17 protein-coding genes are annotated in these 17,521 nt (G+C 71.4%); 16 read left to right on the forward strand and 1 reads right to left on the reverse strand.

Annotation, left to right across the window (positions count from 1 at the left end):
• Window positions 1-109: 109 nt before the first annotated feature.
• The 7 genes from ACFYZA_RS37025 to nusB all read left to right on the forward strand — a co-directional run bounded on the left by ACFYZA_RS37025 (window position 110) and on the right by nusB (window position 5,781).
• Window positions 110-628, forward strand: coding sequence for a shikimate kinase (locus ACFYZA_RS37025; RefSeq protein ID WP_382600218.1), 519 nt, complete (start codon window positions 110-112; stop codon window positions 626-628).
• Window positions 625-1,719, forward strand: coding sequence for a 3-dehydroquinate synthase (gene aroB / locus ACFYZA_RS37030; RefSeq protein WP_382600216.1), 1,095 nt, complete (start codon window positions 625-627; stop codon window positions 1,717-1,719). The genes ACFYZA_RS37025 and aroB overlap by 4 nt, the downstream gene beginning before the upstream one ends.
• Entirely contained in the window at window positions 1,716-2,165 is a 450-nt protein-coding gene (gene aroQ / locus ACFYZA_RS37035) for a type II 3-dehydroquinate dehydratase (protein WP_382600214.1), read from the forward strand. Before aroB ends, aroQ begins: the two co-directional genes overlap by 4 nt.
• A 131-nt stretch (window positions 2,166-2,296) precedes the next feature.
• Window positions 2,297-3,199 (forward strand): Pro-rich N-terminal domain-containing protein, encoded by a 903-nt coding sequence (locus ACFYZA_RS37040; RefSeq protein WP_388494785.1) that lies wholly within the window; start codon window positions 2,297-2,299, stop codon window positions 3,197-3,199.
• Between the two features lie 408 nt (window positions 3,200-3,607).
• Window positions 3,608-4,714 carry a M24 family metallopeptidase gene (locus tag ACFYZA_RS37045; RefSeq protein ID WP_382600210.1) on the forward strand — a complete coding sequence of 369 codons (1,107 nt, stop codon included), beginning with the start codon at window positions 3,608-3,610 and terminating at the stop codon, window positions 4,712-4,714.
• A gap of 69 nt (window positions 4,715-4,783) precedes the next feature.
• Window positions 4,784-5,350, forward strand: a complete 567-nt coding sequence (efp, locus tag ACFYZA_RS37050) for an elongation factor P (protein WP_382600208.1) — start codon at window positions 4,784-4,786, stop codon at window positions 5,348-5,350.
• Between the two features lie 2 nt (window positions 5,351-5,352).
• A complete protein-coding gene (gene nusB, locus ACFYZA_RS37055) occupies window positions 5,353-5,781 on the forward strand; it encodes a transcription antitermination factor NusB (protein WP_189962228.1) in 429 nt (142 codons plus the stop codon).
• 167 nt (window positions 5,782-5,948) lie between these two features.
• Here nusB and bldD read toward each other — a convergent pair whose 3' ends face one another.
• Window positions 5,949-6,449 carry a transcriptional regulator BldD gene (gene bldD, locus ACFYZA_RS37060; protein ID WP_014044812.1) on the reverse strand — a complete coding sequence of 167 codons (501 nt, stop codon included), beginning with the start codon at window positions 6,447-6,449 and terminating at the stop codon, window positions 5,949-5,951.
• Between the two features lie 295 nt (window positions 6,450-6,744).
• On the opposite strand from bldD, the gene pyrR reads away from it, so the two are divergent.
• The 9 genes from pyrR (at window position 6,745) to ACFYZA_RS37105 (ending at window position 17,493) form a co-directional block, all read left to right on the forward strand.
• Entirely contained in the window at window positions 6,745-7,347 is a 603-nt protein-coding gene (gene pyrR / locus ACFYZA_RS37065; protein ID WP_388494786.1) for a bifunctional pyr operon transcriptional regulator/uracil phosphoribosyltransferase PyrR, read from the forward strand.
• 95 nt (window positions 7,348-7,442) lie between these two features.
• Window positions 7,443-8,426, forward strand: a complete 984-nt coding sequence (locus ACFYZA_RS37070; RefSeq protein ID WP_382596663.1) for an aspartate carbamoyltransferase catalytic subunit — start codon at window positions 7,443-7,445, stop codon at window positions 8,424-8,426.
• Between the two features lie 2 nt (window positions 8,427-8,428).
• On the forward strand, window positions 8,429-9,715 hold the full coding sequence (locus ACFYZA_RS37075; RefSeq protein WP_382596661.1) for a dihydroorotase: 1,287 nt from the start codon (window positions 8,429-8,431) through the stop codon (window positions 9,713-9,715).
• Window positions 9,712-10,299, forward strand: coding sequence for a hypothetical protein (locus ACFYZA_RS37080; protein ID WP_382596659.1), 588 nt, complete (start codon window positions 9,712-9,714; stop codon window positions 10,297-10,299). Before ACFYZA_RS37075 ends, ACFYZA_RS37080 begins: the two co-directional genes overlap by 4 nt.
• Window positions 10,296-11,444, forward strand: a complete 1,149-nt coding sequence (carA, locus tag ACFYZA_RS37085; RefSeq protein ID WP_382596657.1) for a glutamine-hydrolyzing carbamoyl-phosphate synthase small subunit — start codon at window positions 10,296-10,298, stop codon at window positions 11,442-11,444. Before ACFYZA_RS37080 ends, carA begins: the two co-directional genes overlap by 4 nt.
• A complete protein-coding gene (carB, locus tag ACFYZA_RS37090) occupies window positions 11,437-14,745 on the forward strand; it encodes a carbamoyl-phosphate synthase large subunit (RefSeq protein ID WP_382596655.1) in 3,309 nt (1,102 codons plus the stop codon). The genes carA and carB overlap by 8 nt, the downstream gene beginning before the upstream one ends.
• 97 nt (window positions 14,746-14,842) lie before the next feature.
• The gene (locus ACFYZA_RS37095) at window positions 14,843-15,955 is read left to right on the forward strand and encodes a quinone-dependent dihydroorotate dehydrogenase (RefSeq protein WP_382596653.1); all 1,113 of its coding nucleotides are present in this window, start codon (window positions 14,843-14,845) and stop codon (window positions 15,953-15,955) included.
• A complete protein-coding gene (gene pyrF / locus ACFYZA_RS37100; RefSeq protein WP_388494787.1) occupies window positions 15,952-16,785 on the forward strand; it encodes an orotidine-5'-phosphate decarboxylase in 834 nt (277 codons plus the stop codon). Before ACFYZA_RS37095 ends, pyrF begins: the two co-directional genes overlap by 4 nt.
• A gap of 384 nt (window positions 16,786-17,169) precedes the next feature.
• Window positions 17,170-17,493: an integration host factor gene (locus ACFYZA_RS37105; protein ID WP_053724505.1), complete on the forward strand. Its 324-nt coding sequence runs from the start codon at window positions 17,170-17,172 to the stop codon at window positions 17,491-17,493.
• Window positions 17,494-17,521: the final 28 nt, after the last annotated feature.

Below are 17,521 nucleotides of genomic sequence, written 5' to 3' on the forward strand. Positions count from 1 at the left end.
CGATGGTCGCGCTCGTCCTCGCGGACGCGGTCGCCGAGAAGTTCGGCGGCGACAGCGTGCCCGAGACCCGCCGCAACATCACCTCCTACCTCGACAACCTCCAGATCCGGTGAGCGACGGACCGCTGGTCGTCCTGGTCGGGCCGATGGGCTCCGGCAAGTCCACCGTGGGCGCGCTGCTCGCCGAGCGGCTCGGCGCGCCCTACCGGGACACCGACGCCGACATCGTGGCCGCCGAGGGCCGCCCCATCTCGGACATCTTCATCGAGGACGGCGAGCCGCACTTCCGGGCCCTGGAGCGGGCCGCGGTACGCGCCGCGCTCGCCGAGCACCCCGGTGTGCTCGCGCTCGGCGGCGGTGCCGTCCTCGACGACGACACCCGCGCGCTCCTCGCGCCGCACCCCGTCGTCTATCTCTCGATGGACGTCGAGGAGGCGGTCAAGCGCGTCGGCCTGAACACCGCCCGGCCGCTGCTCGCCGTCAACCCGCGCCGGCAGTGGCGCGAGCTGATGGACGCGCGGCGTCATCTGTACACCGAAGTGGCCCGTGCGGTCGTCGCGACCGACGAGCGCACCCCCGAAGAGGTCGCCCAGGCGGTCCTCGACGCACTGGAGTTGAAGGACGCATGACGGAGCAGGCACCCACCCGGATCCAGGTCGGCGGCAGCGCCGGCACTGACCCCTACGAAGTGCTCGTCGGCCGCAACCTGCTGGGCGAACTGGCCGGGCTCGTCGGTGACGAGGCGAAGCGGATCGCGATCATCCACCCGGAGGCCCTGGCCGGCACCGGTGACGCGATCCGTCTGGACCTCGCCGCCGAGGGCTACGAGGCCATCGCCATCCAGGTCCCCAACGCCGAGGAGGCCAAGACCGCCGAGGTCGCCGCCTACTGCTGGAAGGCGCTCGGCCAGTCCGGCTTCACCCGCACCGATGTCGTCATCGGCGTGGGCGGCGGCGCCACCACCGACCTCGCGGGCTTCGTCGCGGCCACCTGGCTGCGCGGAGTGCGCTGGATCTCGGTGCCGACCACCGTGCTCGGCATGGTGGACGCGGCCGTCGGCGGCAAGACCGGCATCAACACCGCCGAGGGCAAGAACCTGGTGGGCTCCTTCCACCCGCCCATCGGCGTGCTGTGCGACCTGGTCGCGCTCGACTCGCTGCCCGTCCACGACTACGTGTCGGGCATGGCCGAGGTCATCAAGACCGGCTTCATCGCGGACCCGGCCATCCTCGACCTCATCGAGTCCGACCCGGCAGGCGCCCGCACCCCCGCGGGCCCGCACACCGCCGAGCTCATCGAGCGCTCCATCCGGGTCAAGGCCGAAGTGGTCTCCAACGACCTGAAGGAGTCGGGTCTGCGCGAGATCCTCAACTACGGCCACACCCTCGCGCACGCCATCGAGAAGAACGAGCGCTACAAGTGGCGGCACGGCGCCGCCGTCTCCGTCGGCATGGTCTTCGCGGCCGAACTCGGCCGCCTGGCAGGGCGGTTGGACGACGCGACCGCCGACCGGCACAGCGCGATCCTGGAGTCGGTCGGCCTGCCGCTCACCTACCGCGGCGACCAGTGGCCCAAGCTCCTGGAGAACATGAAGCTGGACAAGAAGTCCCGCGGCAACCTGCTGCGCTTCATCGTCCTGGACGGCCTCGCCAAGCCGACCGTCCTGGAGGGCCCGGACCCGGCGGTGCTGCTCGCCGCCTACGGGGAGGTCTCCGCGTGACCCGGCGGGTGTTCGTCCTCAACGGCCCCAACCTGGGCCGCCTGGGCTCCCGCGAGCCCGACGTGTACGGCGCCACCACCTACGCGGGCCTCGTCGAGGTCTGCGAAGGGCTCGGCAAGGAACTCGGCTTCGAGGTCTCGGTACGCGAGACCAACGACGAGGGCGAGCTCATCCGCTGGCTGCACGAGGCCGCGGACGGTCGAATTCCGGTCGTCATCAACCCGGGCGCCTTCACCCACTATTCGTACGGAATGCGTGACGCGGCGGCCCAGCGCACCGCGCCGCTCATCGAGGTGCACATCTCGAACCCGTACGCCCGTGAGGAATTCCGCCACACCTCGGTGATCGGGCCCGTCGCCACCGGTACCGTCGCGGGCTTCGGCATCGGTTCCTACCGGCTCGCGCTGCGCGCGCTCGCCGACGAACTGGCCGACGAACTCGGCTGACGGGGCACTGTTGCCGCCCCCCGGCCGTTCACACTGTGGCGGCCGGGGGAGGTACGGTTCTGCACCGGGCCGCCCCGCACGACGGGCGCCCGACCAGCGCCAGTTGCCTGTACGAGACGGAGTGGCACCGGATGCAGCACGCAGGGGGGGCTCCGCTGCCGCCGCCCCACGCCCCGGGGCAGCCCCCGCACGACTGGGCCCAGGGAGTCGAGCCGGAGGGCACCGCCCGGCTGAGGCCGAGCGCGCCGGGCACCCCGCCGTTCCAGCCCGGGCCCGGAGCCACCCAGCTCCCGGCCCACCCGCCGTCGCCCCCGGCCCCGCACCACCCCGGCACCCAACAGCCGCCCGGCCAGGGCTGGCAGGGACCCGCGCCCCAGCACGCCTCGGCCCGGCCGCCGTCCCGGGACACCACCGGGCACGTCGCACTGCCGCCCGGCGGCCCGGTACCGATGCCGCAGGCGCCCGAGGGGACCGGCGCCACCACGCTCGCCGTGCTGCTCATCGGCCCCGCGGGCGCCGGCAAGACGACCGTGGCCCGGTACTGGGCGCAGCACCGCCGGGTGCCCACCGCGCACATCAGCCTCGACGACGTACGCGAGTGGGTGTGCTCGGGGTTCGCCGACCCCCAGTCGGGCTGGAACGACCACTCCGAGGCCCAGTACCGCCTGGCCCGCCGCACCTGCGGCTTCGCCGCGCGCAACTTCCTGGCCAACGGGATCTCCTGCATCCTCGACGACGCGGTCTTCCCCGACCGGCCGGTCGTCGGCCTCGGCGGCTGGAAGCGGCACGTGGGCCCGGGCCTGCTGCCGGTCGTGCTCCTGCCGGGCCTCGAAGTCGTCCTGGAGCGCAACGCGGAGCGCAGCGGCAACCGCCGGCTTTCGGACGAGGAGGTCGCGGGCATCCACGGCCGCATGGCCGGCTGGTACGGCTCGGGCCTCCCGATCATCGACAACTCCCAGTACGACGTCCCCACCACGGCCCGCCTCCTGGACGACGTCCTGGCCAGAACGATCGCGAGCCCCCCGAGCTGGTAGCGCCGTTCCCGTCCGGGGGGCGGTTAGTCGACTGCGGGCCGTACGGGCCGTTCGCGCAGTTCCCCGCGCCCCTGAGGGGGCCGGTTTTCGGCTGCGGGCCGTGTGTGGCTGGTCGCGCAGTTCCTCGCGCCCCTTCGGGGCTGCTCCCCGGTTCCCCGGCTGCGGATCGTGTGGGTCCGGATCTCACAGCCCCGCGCTCCTTACGGAACCGGCGCCGGCCCGCATCGGTGCCGCCAGGGGCGCGGGGAACTGCGCGACCAGCCCGGGACGGCCCGCGGCCGAAGAACCGGGGAGCAGCCCCCCGAGCCCGTCCGGCGATTGAGGACGAGGACGGACCGACTACCGGGGCGGCCCCCGGTCGGACGCGCTGAGACGGCCGACCCGCGCCCCCGCTCATACGCTCGGGGCATGTCAGAGGTGTTCGCGGTGCGCCGCGGCTGGCTGCGGGACCGCTGCGCGGCCGCAGGCAGCGCGGCCGCCCTGGTCTCCCGCCCGGCCAATGTCCGCTATCTGTCCGGCGGTGCCCCGCCGGGCGCGGTCCTGTTGCTCGGCCCCGCCGAGGACGTCCTGCTGTGCCCGCGCACGCCGTCCGGCGACCTCATCGAGGGGCATCTGGACGAGCAGTTGCGGCTCATCGTGCTGCCCGCCCCCGGCGGTGACCCCGCCGTCGCGGCCGCCGACCTCGCCCAGGCCAGCGGCGCGGACTCGCTGGCCGTGGAGGAGCACCACCTCTCCGTGGCCCGCCACCGCGCGCTCGGCTCGGTGGCGCCCGGGCTGCTCCTGAGCGATCTGGGCGGCGCCGTCGAACAGCGCCGCCTGGTCAAGGACGAGGACGAGATCGCCTGTCTGCGCATCGCCGCCGAGATCACCGACCAGGCCCTGGGCGAGCTCCTGGAGTCGATCCTGGTGGGCCGCACCGAGCGGCACCTCGCCCTGGAGCTGGAGCGCCGCCTCGTCGACCACGGCGCCGACGGCCCCGCCTTCATGACGTCGGTCGGCACCGGCCCCAACTCCGGCCGGGCGGGCCACCGTCCGGCGGACCGCAGGGTCGAGGAGGGCGACTTCCTCTCGGTCTGCCTGGGCGCCACCTACCGGGGATACCGCTGCGAGATCGGCCGCACCTTCGTGATCGGCACCACCCCGGCGGACTGGCAGATCGAGCTGTACGACGCCGTTTTCGCAGCCCAGCGGGCCGGCCGGGAGGCCCTCCTGCCGGGCGCCGAGTACCGCGCGGTGGACCGCGCGACCCGTCAGGTGCTGGACGCCGCGGGCCATGCGGAGGCCTTCGGACCGCTCACCGGACATGGCGTCGGGATCGAAATCGACGAGGAGCCGCAGCTCGCACCTGGAGCCATGGGTAAACTGGACACTTGCGTGCCGGTCACCGTCGAACCGGGGGTCCACCTCCCGGGCCGGGGCGGCGTCCGGATCGATGACACGCTCGTCGTACGCCCCGAGGCGGACGGCGGCCCCGAGCTACTCACCATCACGACCAAGGAGCTGCTAGCGCTCTAGCACGCGTACGTGCCCCGTGTACGTACCCTCGGTCGTCCACCAGCTTTCAGTCCAGGAGATTCCGCAACCGTGGCTTCCACGAACGACCTCAAGAACGGCCTGGTGCTCAAGCTCGACGGAGGCCAGCTCTGGTCCGTCGTCGAGTTCCAGCACGTCAAGCCCGGCAAGGGCCCGGCCTTCGTGCGCACCAAGCTCAAGAACGTGCTCTCCGGCAAGGTGGTCGACAAGACCTTCAACGCCGGTGTGAAGGTCGAGACGGCCACCATCGACCGCCGAGACATGCAGTTCTCGTACATGGACGGCGAGTACTTCGTCTTCATGGACATGAGCACCTACGACCAGCTGATGGTCGACCGCAAGGCTGTCGGCGACGCCGCCAACTTCCTGATCGAGGGCTTCACGGCCTCGGTCGCCCAGCACGAGGGCGAGGTGCTCTACGTCGAGCTCCCCGCCGCCGTCGAGCTGGTCATCGAGCACACCGACCCGGGCGTCCAGGGCGACCGCTCCACCGGCGGCACCAAGCCGGCCCGCCTGGAGACCGGTTACGAGATCGGCGTCCCGCTCTTCATCACCACCGGTGAGAAGATCAAGGTCGACACCCGCACCGGCGACTACCTCGGCCGGGTGAACAGCTAACCGTGGCTGCCCGGAACAAGGCCCGCAAGCGCGCCTTCCAGATCCTCTTCGAGGCCGACCAGCGCGGTGAGTCCGTGCAGACGGTCCTCGCGGACTGGGTGCGGCACTCGCGGTCCGACGACCGTCAGCCGCCGGTCGCCGAGTACACGATGCAGCTCGTCGAGGGCTACGCGGGCCATGTGGACCGCATCGACGACCTGATCTCCACGTACGCGGTGGGCTGGACGCTCGACCGGATGCCGGTCGTCGACCGGAACATCCTGCGCCTCGGCGCGTACGAGCTGGTCTGGGAGGACGAGACGCCCGACGCGGTCGTCATCGACGAGGCCGTCCAGCTGGCCAAGGAGTTCTCCACGGACGACTCCCCGGCCTTCGTCAACGGCCTGCTCGCCCGTTTCAAGGACCTCAAGCCGAGCCTGCGCCGGGACTAGTCGCCCGGCGGGGCCCAAGGCCTTCGAAGGGCCCGCAGCACGACGCGTGCTGCGGGCCCTTCGGCATGCTCGGGCGCCGCGGGCGGAAAGCCGCGCGGAAAGCCGTCGGGCCCGCCGGGAGCGAGTGCTCCCGACGGGCCCGACGGCACGTTTCTGCTGAAGTGGTGTCAGCCCTCTTCGTGGGCGACCGCACGGCGGGCGTCCGCGTCCAGGACGCCCCAGCTGATCAGCTGCTCGGTCAGCACCGAGGGGGACTGGTCGTAGATGACGGCAAGGGTGCGCAGATCGTCCTGGCGGATCGAGAGGACCTTGCCGTTGTAATCGCCGCGCTGCGACTGGATGGTCGCCGCGTAACGCTGCAACGGGCCCGCCTTCTCCGGCGGCACGTGCGCGAGGCGCTCAAGGTCGAGGACCAGCTTCGGCGGCGGCTCGGCGGCCCCGCCCGGCGTGGTGCCCGGCAGCAGTTCCTGCACCGGAACGCCGTAGAAGTCCGCCAGCTCGGCAAGGCGCTGTACGGTCACGGCGCGGTCGCCGCGCTCGTACGAGCCGACCACGACGGCCTTCCAGCGGCCCTGGGACTTCTCCTCCACGCCGTGGAGGGAGAGGCCCTGCTGGGTGCGGATGGCGCGGAGCTTGGCCCCGAGCTGTTTTGCGTATTCGCTGGACATATAGCTCCCCGGACGCTGTGACAACGTGCGGCTCCGCCGCGCGGCTGTAACTCACTGTGAGGTTACGCAGCGTTACTTGGCCGCGTCAAGCCGAATGGTCCACACCCCCGCCCCGCAGGAGTGACGGGCTCCGCGTACGGCGGGCCGTACAGGTCACGGCGATTCCCCGGCCCGGCTCACCCGTTCGGGTGACGACCCGGTGTCGGGCGGGTCCCGGGCCCTGGTACCGTTGGTGACGCAATTCCGGCGTCCTTTAAGGTCCGTCCCGTGAGGCGGAGAAGGAGGTCCGTTTCATATGGACACGCAGCACCCGCACCACCAGCAGGATCCGGCGCACCCCGATGCGGCGCGGCCCGTTCTCGAAGGCCCCGACATCGCCCGCGTCCTGACCCGCATCGCCCACGAGATCGTCGAACGTGCCAAGGGCGCCGACGACGTGGTGCTCCTCGGCATCCCGACCCGCGGGGTCTTCCTCGCCGAGCGGCTGGCCGTGAAGCTCGAAGGCATCACCGGACGCAAGACCCCGGTCGGCTCCCTCGACATCACCATGTACCGCGACGACCTGCGGATGAAGCCCGCCCGCGCGCTCGGCCGCACCGAGATCCCCGGCGACGGCGTCGACGGCCGCCTGGTCGTCCTCGTCGACGACGTCCTCTTCTCCGGCCGCACCATCCGCGCCGCCCTCGACGCGCTCGGCGACATCGGCCGCCCGCGCGCCGTCCAGCTCGCGGTCCTCGTCGACCGCGGTCACCGCGAACTCCCGATCCGCGCCGACTACGTCGGCAAGAACCTCCCCACGTCGCTGCGGGAGACGGTCAAGGTCCAGCTCGCCGAGGAGGACGGCCGCGACGCCGTGCTGCTCGGGGTCAAGCAGACCGCTCCGGCCGGCGAGCAGTAGCTCCCACCACCCCCGTACGGCCCACACCGACCCGTACGGGCTGCTTCTGCGCGCTCGCACGCCCAAATCCTCCACCACACCTGGAGAACCCCCAGATGATGCGTCACCTCATCTCGGCCGCCGACCTCACCCGCGACGACGCCGTGCTCATCCTCGACACCGCCGAAGAGATGGCCCGCGTCTCCGACCGGCCGATAAAGAAGCTCCCCGCCCTGCGCGGCCGGACCATCTGCAACCTCTTCTTCGAGGACTCCACCCGCACCCGGATCTCCTTCGAGGCCGCCGAGAAGCGCCTGTCGGCCGACGTCATCAACTTCGCGGCCAAGGGCTCCTCGGTCTCCAAGGGCGAGTCCCTGAAGGACACCGCGCAGACCCTGGAGGCGATGGGCGTCGACGCCGTCGTCATCCGGCACAGCGCCTCCGGCGCCCCCTACCGGCTCGCCACCTCCGGCTGGATCGACGCCCCGGTCATCAACGCCGGCGACGGCACCCACCAGCACCCCACCCAGGCACTGCTCGACGCGTTCACCATGCGCCGTCGCCTGGTCGGCAGGGACGCGCTCGGCCAGGACCTGGCCGGCAAGCGCATCACCCTCGTCGGCGACGTGCTGCACAGCCGGGTCGCCCGCTCCAACGTCGACCTGCTGCACACGCTCGGCGCCGAGGTCACCCTGGTGGCCCCGCCGACGCTGCTCCCGGTCGGCGTCGACCACTGGACCTGCGACGTCAGCTACGACCTGGACGCCGTGCTGCCGAAGTCCGACGCGGTGATGATGCTGCGTGTGCAGCGCGAACGCATGAACGCCGCCTTCTTCCCGACCGAGCGCGAGTACTCGCGGCGCTACGGGCTCGACGGCGAGCGCATGGCCAAGATGCCCGAGCACGGCATCGTGATGCACCCGGGCCCGATGGTGCGTGGCATGGAGATCACCGCCGAGGTCGCCGACTCCGACCGCTGCACGGTCGTCGAGCAGGTCGCCAACGGCGTCCACACCCGCATGGCGGTCCTGTACCTGCTGCTCGGCGGCAACGAGCCCGCCGTCAGCCACGCCCGTCCCACCGATTCGGAGAACAAGTAACCATGAGCAAGATCCTGATCCGTGGTGCGAAGGTCCTCGGCGGCGACGTCCAGGACGTCCTGATCGACGGCGAGACCATCGCAGCGGTCGGCACCGGCCTGGACGCGGGGGACGCGACCGTCGTCGACGCCGAGGGCCAGATCCTGCTGCCCGGTCTCGTCGACCTGCACACCCACCTGCGCGAGCCCGGCCGCGAGGACTCCGAGACCGTCCTCACCGGCACCCAGGCGGCCGCACGCGGCGGTTACACCGCGGTCTTCGCCATGGCCAACACCTTCCCCGTCGCCGACACCGCGGGCGTCGTCGAGCAGGTCTGGCGGCTCGGCAAGGAGTCCGGCTACTGCGACGTGCAGCCCATCGGCGCCGTCACCGTCGGCCTGGAGGGCAAGCAGCTCGCCGAGCTCGGCGCCATGCACGACTCGGCCGCCGGGGTCACCGTCTTCTCCGACGACGGCAAGTGCGTCCACGACGCCGTGATCATGCGCCGCGCCCTGGAGTACGTGAAGGCCTTCGGCGGCGTCGTCGCCCAGCACGCCCAGGAGCCCCGCCTGACCGAGGGCGCCCAGATGAACGAGGGTGTCGTGTCGGCGGAGCTCGGCCTCGGCGGCTGGCCCGCCGTCGCCGAGGAGTCGGTCATCGCCCGCGATGTGCTGCTCGCCGAGCACGTCGGCTCCCGCGTGCACATCTGCCACCTCTCGACGGCCGGCTCGGTCGAGATCGTCCGCTGGGCCAAGTCGCGCGGCATCGACGTCACCGCCGAGGTCACCCCGCACCACCTGCTCCTCACCGACGAGCTGGTCCGCTCCTACAACCCGGTCTACAAGGTCAACCCGCCGCTGCGCACCGAGCGCGACGTGCTGGCCCTGCGCGAGGCCCTCGCGGACGGCACCATCGACATCGTCGCCACCGACCACGCCCCGCACCCGCACGAGGACAAGGACTGCGAGTGGGCCGCGGCCGCCATGGGCATGGTCGGCCTGGAGACCGCGCTCTCCGTCGTCCAGCACACGATGGTCGAGACCGGGCTGCTCGACTGGGCCGGCGTCGCCGACCGCATGGCCCACAAGCCCGCCGAGATCGGGCAGGCGACCGGCCACGGACGCCCCGTCTCGGCAGGCGAACCCGCCAACCTGACCCTGGTCGATCCGGCATACCGTGGTGAGGTGAACCCCGCGGGCTTCGCCTCCCGCAGCCGCAACACCCCCTACGAGGGTCGCGAGCTGCCCGGGCGCATCACCCACACCTTCCTGCGGGGCCGGGCAACGGTCGTGGACGGGAAGCTGGCGTGACGTACGCATCACTGATCAATCTGGCCGCCGAGGAGAAGTCCGCCGAGGTGACCAACTGGGGCGGACGCATCGGCTGGCTCGTCGGACTCGCGCTGTTCGTGGCGCTCGTCTACTGGCTGATGCGCCAGGGCTGGCAGTGGCGCGGCCGCCTCCAGGCCGACCTGCCCGACCTCCCCACCGCGCCCGAGACGCCCGGCGAGGCGAAACTGGAGCTGAGCGGCCGCTACCACGGCTCCACCACCGCCGGGCAGTGGCTCGACCGCATCGTGGCGCACGGCCTGGGCGTCCGCAGCAAGGCCGAGCTCACCCTGACGGACGCGGGTCTGGAGGTCGTACGCCCCGGCGCGAACGACTTCTTCGTCCCGGCCGCCCAGCTGCGCGAGGCCCGGCTCGACAAGGGCATCGCGGGCAAGGTCCTCACCGAGGGCGGCCTGCTCGTCGTCACCTGGAGCCACGGCGACAAGCTCATCGACTCGGGCTTCCGCTCCGACCGGGCCGAACAGCACCCGGCCTGGGTCGAAGCCATCAACTCCATGACCGAGATCTCCGCACCACCCACCACGACGGAAGGCGCCGCACGATGACCACCTCCACCCGGGGAGCCGCCAAAGCTCCCGCCGTACTCGTCCTGGAGGACGGCCGCATCTTCCGCGGCCGCGCCTACGGGGCCGTGGGGGAGACCTTCGGCGAGGCCGTGTTCTCCACCGGCATGACCGGATACCAGGAGACCCTCACCGACCCGTCGTACCACCGCCAGGTCGTCGTGATGACGGCCCCGCACGTCGGCAACACCGGTGTGAACGACGAGGACCCCGAGTCCGGCCGGATCTGGGTCGCCGGGTACGTCGTGCGCGACCCCGCCCGCCTCCCGTCCAACTGGCGCTCGCGCCGCACCCTGGACGACGAGCTCGTCAAGCAGGGCGTCGTCGGGATCTCCGGCATCGACACCCGCGCCCTCACCCGCCACCTGCGCGAGCGGGGCGCCATGCGCGTCGGCATCTTCTCCGGCGAGGCCTGGAAGGGCGTCCGCGACGAGGCCCTGCTGGCCCGCGTCAAGGAAGCCCCGCAGATGAAGGGCGCTAACCTGTCCGCCGAGGTCGCCACCAAGGAGACCTACGTCGTCCCCGCGATCGGCGAGAAGCGGTTCACCGTCGCCGCCGTGGACCTCGGCATCAAGGGCATGACCCCGCACCGCATGGCCGAGCGCGGCATCGAGGTGCACGTGCTGCCCGCGACCGCCACCGCCGAGGACGTGTACGCCGTGAACCCCGACGGCGTGTTCTTCTCCAACGGCCCGGGCGACCCGGCCACCGCCGACGGCCCCGTCGCCGTGATGCGGGCGGTCCTGGAGCGCAGGACCCCGCTGTTCGGCATCTGCTTCGGCAACCAGATCCTCGGCCGCGCCCTCGGCTTCGGCACCTACAAGCTGAAGTACGGCCACCGCGGCATCAACCAGCCGGTGCAGGACCGCACGACCGGCAAGGTCGAGGTCACCGCGCACAACCACGGCTTCGCCGTCGACGCGCCGCTCGACAAGGTCTCCGAGACGCCCTTCGGGCGCGCCGAGGTCTCGCACGTCTGCCTGAACGACCAGGTCGTCGAAGGCCTCCAGCTGCTCGACCAGCCGGCCTTCAGCGTCCAGTACCACCCCGAGGCGGCCGCGGGCCCGCACGACGCCGCGTACCTCTTCGACCGCTTCGTAACCTTGATGGAGGCCGAGCGTGCCTAAGCGCACCGACATCCAGTCCGTTCTGGTCATCGGCTCCGGCCCGATCGTCATCGGCCAGGCCGCCGAGTTCGACTACTCCGGCACCCAGGCCTGCCGCATCCTCAAGGCCGAGGGCCTGCGGGTGATCCTGGTCAACTCCAACCCGGCCACGATCATGACCGACCCGGAGATCGCCGACGCCACGTACGTCGAGCCGATCACCCCCGAGTTCGTCGAGAAGATCATCGCCAAGGAGCGCCCCGACGCGCTCCTGCCCACCCTCGGTGGCCAGACCGCGCTCAACACCGCGATCTCCATGCACGAGCAGGGCGTCCTGGAGAAGTACGGCGTCGAGCTGATCGGCGCCAACGTCGAGGCCATCAACAAGGGCGAGGACCGCGACCTGTTCAAGGGTGTCGTCGCGGCCGTCAAGGAGAAGATCGGCTACGGCGAGTCCGCCCGCTCGGTCATCTGCCACTCCATGGACGACGTCATCAAGGGCGTCGACGAGCTCGGCGGCTACCCCGTCGTCGTACGCCCCTCCTTCACCATGGGCGGCGCCGGCTCCGGCTTCGCGCACGACGAGGAGGAGCTGCGCCGCATCGCCGGCCAGGGCCTCACCCTCTCGCCGACCACCGAGGTGCTCCTCGAGGAGTCCATCCTCGGCTGGAAGGAGTACGAGCTGGAGCTGATGCGCGACAAGAACGACAACGTCGTGGTCGTCTGCTCCATCGAGAACTTCGACCCGATGGGCGTGCACACCGGCGACTCGATCACCGTCGCCCCGTCGATGACGCTGACCGACCGCGAGTACCAGCGGCTGCGCGACATCGGCATCGCGATCATCCGCGAGGTCGGCGTCGACACCGGCGGCTGCAACATCCAGTTCGCGATCAACCCCGACGACGGCCGCGTCATCGTCATCGAGATGAACCCGCGCGTCTCGCGGTCCTCCGCGCTCGCCTCGAAGGCCACCGGCTTCCCGATCGCCAAGATCGCGGCCAAGCTCGCCATCGGCTACACCCTCGACGAGGTCCCCAACGACATCACCGAGAAGACGCCGGCCTCCTTCGAGCCGACCCTCGACTACGTCGTGGTGAAGGCCCCGCGCTTCGCCTTCGAGAAGTTCCCCTCCGCCGACTCCACCCTCACCACCACCATGAAGTCGGTGGGCGAGGCCATGGCGATCGGCCGGAACTTCACCGAGGCCCTCCAGAAGGCGCTGCGCTCCCTGGAGAAGAAGGGCTCGCAGTTCGACTTCACAGGCCCGGTCGGCAGCAAGGACGTCCTGCTCGAAGAGGCCAAGCGGCCGACCGACGGACGCATCAACACCGTCATGTACGCGATCCGCGCGGGCGCCACCCAGGAAGAGGTCTTCGAGTCCACGAAGATCGACCCCTGGTTCGTCGACCAGCTCTTCCTCATCAAGGAGATCGCCGACGAGCTGGCCGCCGCCGAGAAGCTCGAGCCCGGGCTGCTCGCCGAGGCCAAGCGGCACGGCTTCTCCGACGCCCAGATCGCCGACATCCGCGGCCTGCGCGAGGACGTCGTCCGCGAGGTCCGGCACGCCCTCGGGGTGCGCCCGGTCTACAAGACGGTCGACACCTGCGCCGCCGAGTTCGCCGCCAAGACCCCGTACTTCTACTCCTCCTACGACGAGGAGAGCGAGGTCGCGCCGCGCACCAAGCCCGCGGTGATCATCCTGGGTTCGGGCCCCAACCGCATCGGCCAGGGCATCGAGTTCGACTACTCCTGCGTCCACGCCTCCTTCGCGCTGAGCGAGGCGGGCTACGAGACCGTGATGGTCAACTGCAACCCGGAGACCGTCTCCACGGACTACGACACCTCCGACCGCCTGTACTTCGAGCCGCTCACGCTCGAGGACGTCCTGGAGATCGTGCACGCCGAGACCCTGGCGGGCCCGGTCGCGGGCGTCGTCGTCCAGCTCGGCGGCCAGACCCCGCTGGGTCTTTCGCAGGCGCTCAAGGACAACGGCGTCCCGGTGGTGGGCACTTCGCCCGAGGCCATCCACGCCGCCGAGGACCGCGGCGCCTTCGGCCGCGTGCTCGCCGAGGCCGGCCTGCCCGCGCCCAAGCACGGCACCGCCACCACCTTCGAGGGCGCCAAGGCCATCGCCGACGAGATCGGCTACCCGGTCCTCGTACGTCCGTCGTACGTGCTCGGCGGACGCGGCATGGAGATCGTGTACGACGAGGAGCGGCTCGCCTCGTACATCGCCGAGTCCACCGAGATCAGCCCCACCCGGCCGGTCCTGGTCGACCGCTTCCTCGACGACGCGATCGAGATCGACGTGGACGCCCTCTACGACGGCACCGAGCTCTACCTCGGCGGCGTCATGGAACACATCGAGGAGGCCGGCATCCACTCCGGCGACTCGGCGTGCGCGCTGCCCCCGATCACGCTCGGCGGCTTCGACATCAAGCGCCTGCGGGCCTCGACCGAGGCCATCGCCAAGGGAGTCGGCGTCCGCGGACTGATCAACATCCAGTTCGCCATGGCGGGCGACATCCTGTACGTCCTCGAAGCCAACCCGCGTGCCTCGCGCACCGTCCCCTTCACCTCGAAGGCGACCGCGGTGCCGCTCGCGAAGGCCGCCGCCCGCATCTCGCTCGGCACCACCATCGCCGAGCTGCGCGCCGAGGGCATGCTGCCGAAGGCCGGGGACGGCGGCACCCTGCCGCTGGACGCGCCGATCTCCGTCAAGGAGGCCGTGATGCCGTGGAGCCGCTTCCGCGACGTCCACGGGCGCGGCGTCGACACCGTGCTCGGCCCGGAGATGCGCTCCACCGGTGAAGTCATGGGCATCGACTCGGTGTTCGGGACCGCGTACGCCAAGTCGCAGGCGGGCGCCTACGGTCCGCTGCCGACCAAGGGCCGCGCGTTCATCTCGGTCGCCAACCGTGACAAGCGCACGATGATCTTCCCGGCGCGTGAACTGGTCGCCCACGGCTTCGAGTTGATGGCCACCTCCGGCACCGCCGAGGTGCTGCGCCGCAACGGCATCAACGCCACCGTGGTGCGCAAGCTCAGCGAGGGCGAGGGCCCGAACGGCGAGAAGACGATCGTCCAGCTGATCCACGACGGCGAGGTCGACCTCATCGTCAACACGCCGTACGGGACCGGCGGCCGGCTCGACGGCTACGAGATCCGCACGGCGGCCGTCGCCCGCTCCGTGCCCTGCCTGACCACGGTCCAGGCGCTCGCCGCCGCCGTCCAGGGCATCGACGCGCTCAACCGCGGTGACGTGGGGGTGCGTTCCCTCCAGGAACACGCGGAACACCTGATCGCGGCACGCGACTAGCAGACGGGGAAGCAGGGGGACACCGGAAACGGTGTCCCCCTCTTCATGAGTCCCCTCCTTCATGAGCCCCCACCAAGAGCCCCTGAGGACACCGAACATGTACAAGCTCTTCTTCAACCTCGTCTTCAAGCGGATGGATCCCGAGCAGGCCCACTACCTGGCCTTCCGCTGGATCCGGCTCGCCGCCCGGGTGCCCGTCCTGCGCACCTTCGTCGCCGCCGTGCTCGCGCCCCGCCACGAGGAGCTGCGCACCGAGGCCCTCGGCCTGCGCATGCACGGCCCCTTCGGCCTCGCGGCCGGCTTCGACAAGAACGCGGTCGCGATCGACGGCATGTCGATGCTCGGCTTCGACCACATCGAGATCGGCACGGTCACCGGCGAGCCCCAGCCCGGCAACCCGAAGAAGCGCCTGTTCCGCCTCGTGCCGGACCGCGCGCTGATCAACCGCATGGGCTTCAACAACGAGGGCTCGGCGGCCGTGGCGGAGCGCCTGGCGGCCCGCAAGGCCGTGTTCCGCACCACGGTCGGCGTCAACATCGGCAAGACCAAGGTGGTCCCGGAGGCCGAGGCGGCCGCCGACTACGTGAAGTCGACCGAGCGGCTCGCCCGGCACGCCGACTACCTCGTGGTGAACGTGTCCTCGCCGAACACCCCGGGCCTGCGCAACCTCCAGGCCACCGAGTCGCTGCGCCCGCTGCTCACCGCCGTGCGCGAGGCCGCCGACCGCAGCGTCCCGGACCGCCGCGTCCCGCTGCTCGTCAAGATCGCCCCCGATCTCGCCGACGCGGACATCGACGCGGTCGCCGACCTCGCCGTCGAGCTCGGCCTCGACGGCATCATCGCCACCAACACGACGATCGCCCGGGACGGGCTCGGCCTGAAGTCCCCGGCCGGCCTCGTCAAGGAGACCGGCGGCCTGTCCGGCGCCCCGCTCAAGGAGCGCTCCCTGGAGGTCCTCGGCCGCCTGTACGCGCGCGTCGGCGACCGCCTCGTCCTGATCGGCGTCGGCGGCATCGAGAACGCCGAGGACGCCTGGCAGCGCATCCTCGCCGGCGCCACCCTCGTCCAGGGCTACAGCGCCTTCATCTACGAGGGCCCCTTCTGGGGCCGCGCGATCCACAAGGGCCTCGCGGCCCGGCTCGCCACCTCCCCGTACGCCACCCTCGCCGAGGCCGTCGGCGCCGAGACCCGGAAGAAGGCCGCCGCATGACCCCCTTCGGTACCCGACTGCGCGAGGCGATGGACACCCGCGGGCCGCTGTGCGTGGGCATCGACCCGCACGCCTCCCTGCTCGCGGACTGGGGTCTGAACGACGACATCGCGGGCCTGGAGCGCTTCACCCGCATCACCGTGGAGGCCCTCGCCGACCGGGTGGCCGTGCTCAAGCCGCAGTCCGCGTTCTTCGAGCGGTTCGGCTCGCGCGGCGTCGCGGTCCTGGAGAAGGCGGTCGAGGAGGCCCGCGCGGCCGGGGCGCTGGTCCTGATGGACGCCAAGCGCGGCGACATCGGCTCCACCATGGCGGCGTACGCGGCCACCTACCTGGACCCCGCCTCCCCGCTGTTCTCGGACGCGGTCACCGTCTCGCCGTACCTGGGCTTCGGCTCGCTGCGCCCGGCGCTCGACCTCGCGGCCGAGTCGGGCTCGGGCGTCTTCGTGCTCGCCCTGACCTCCAACCCGGAGGGCGCCGAGGTCCAGCGCTCGACCGCGGCCGACGGCCGTCCCCTCGCCCAGCTGATGCTGGACCACATGAAGGCCGAGAACGCGGGCGCCTCGCCCCTCGGCTCGGTCGGTGCCGTGGTCGGCGCCACGCTCGGCGACGCCGGGGTGGACCTCGACATCAACGGCCCGCTGCTCGCCCCCGGCATCGGCGCCCAGGGCGCGACCCCGGCCGACCTGCCCGGCGTGTTCGGCTCCGCCGTGCGCAACGTGGTCCCCAGCGTCAGCCGCGGCGTGCTGCGCCACGGTCCGGACGCCGGCGCCCTGCGCGAGGCCGCGGCCCGCTACGCCGACGAGGTCCGCGCGGCGGTCCCGCGGGCGTGATCGGCGGCGGCGCCCCGGTGTGACTTGCGTCGCACCGGGGCGCCGCGCATTTCCGGACACCCGGCCGACATGCGACGACGGCCGCCGGGCGGCGCGCGGAACGGGGAAACCGCCGGTCGCGGGAGGCCGTGCGGTGCCCGGACACCGAACGTTGACAATTTCCTTACCCAAAACCGGGGTGTTTTGTCCGAAAAGTCCTGGTCGGCTGAGGCTGACCAGGACTTTTCGTCTGTTCTCGCTGACTGGAGCGGCCTTGGCCGCTAGTCTCCGACGAGAGCAGACGAGCACGTGCGCGAGTGCGTTGTTCGTTGCTCGCCTGGTGTGGGGCGATTAGGTTCCTCACCGGTCCGTATCCGACAGTTCGACATCCGAGGTGACGTAGGCGTGGCTCTTCCGCCCCTTACCCCTGAACAGCGCGCAGCCGCGCTCGAAAAGGCCGCCGCGGCTCGCCGGGAGCGGGCCGAGGTCAAGAATCGACTCAAGCACTCCGGCGCCTCGCTCCACGAGGTCATCAAGTCGGGCCAGGAGAACGACGTCATCGGGAAGATGAAGGTCTCCGCCCTCCTTGAGTCCCTGCCCGGCGTGGGCAAGGTCCGCGCCAAGCAGATCATGGAGCGGCTCGGGATCTCCGAGAGCCGCCGCGTGCGGGGGCTCGGCTCCAACCAGATCGCGTCCCTTGAGCGCGAGTTCGGCGGCTCCGGGGCCTGACGTCTCGGGCATACCCGAGAAGCTGGAA

The sequence above is a fragment of the Streptomyces sp. NPDC001828 genome, assembly GCF_042892175.1.
Classification (GTDB): Bacteria; Actinomycetota; Actinomycetes; order Streptomycetales; family Streptomycetaceae; genus Streptomyces.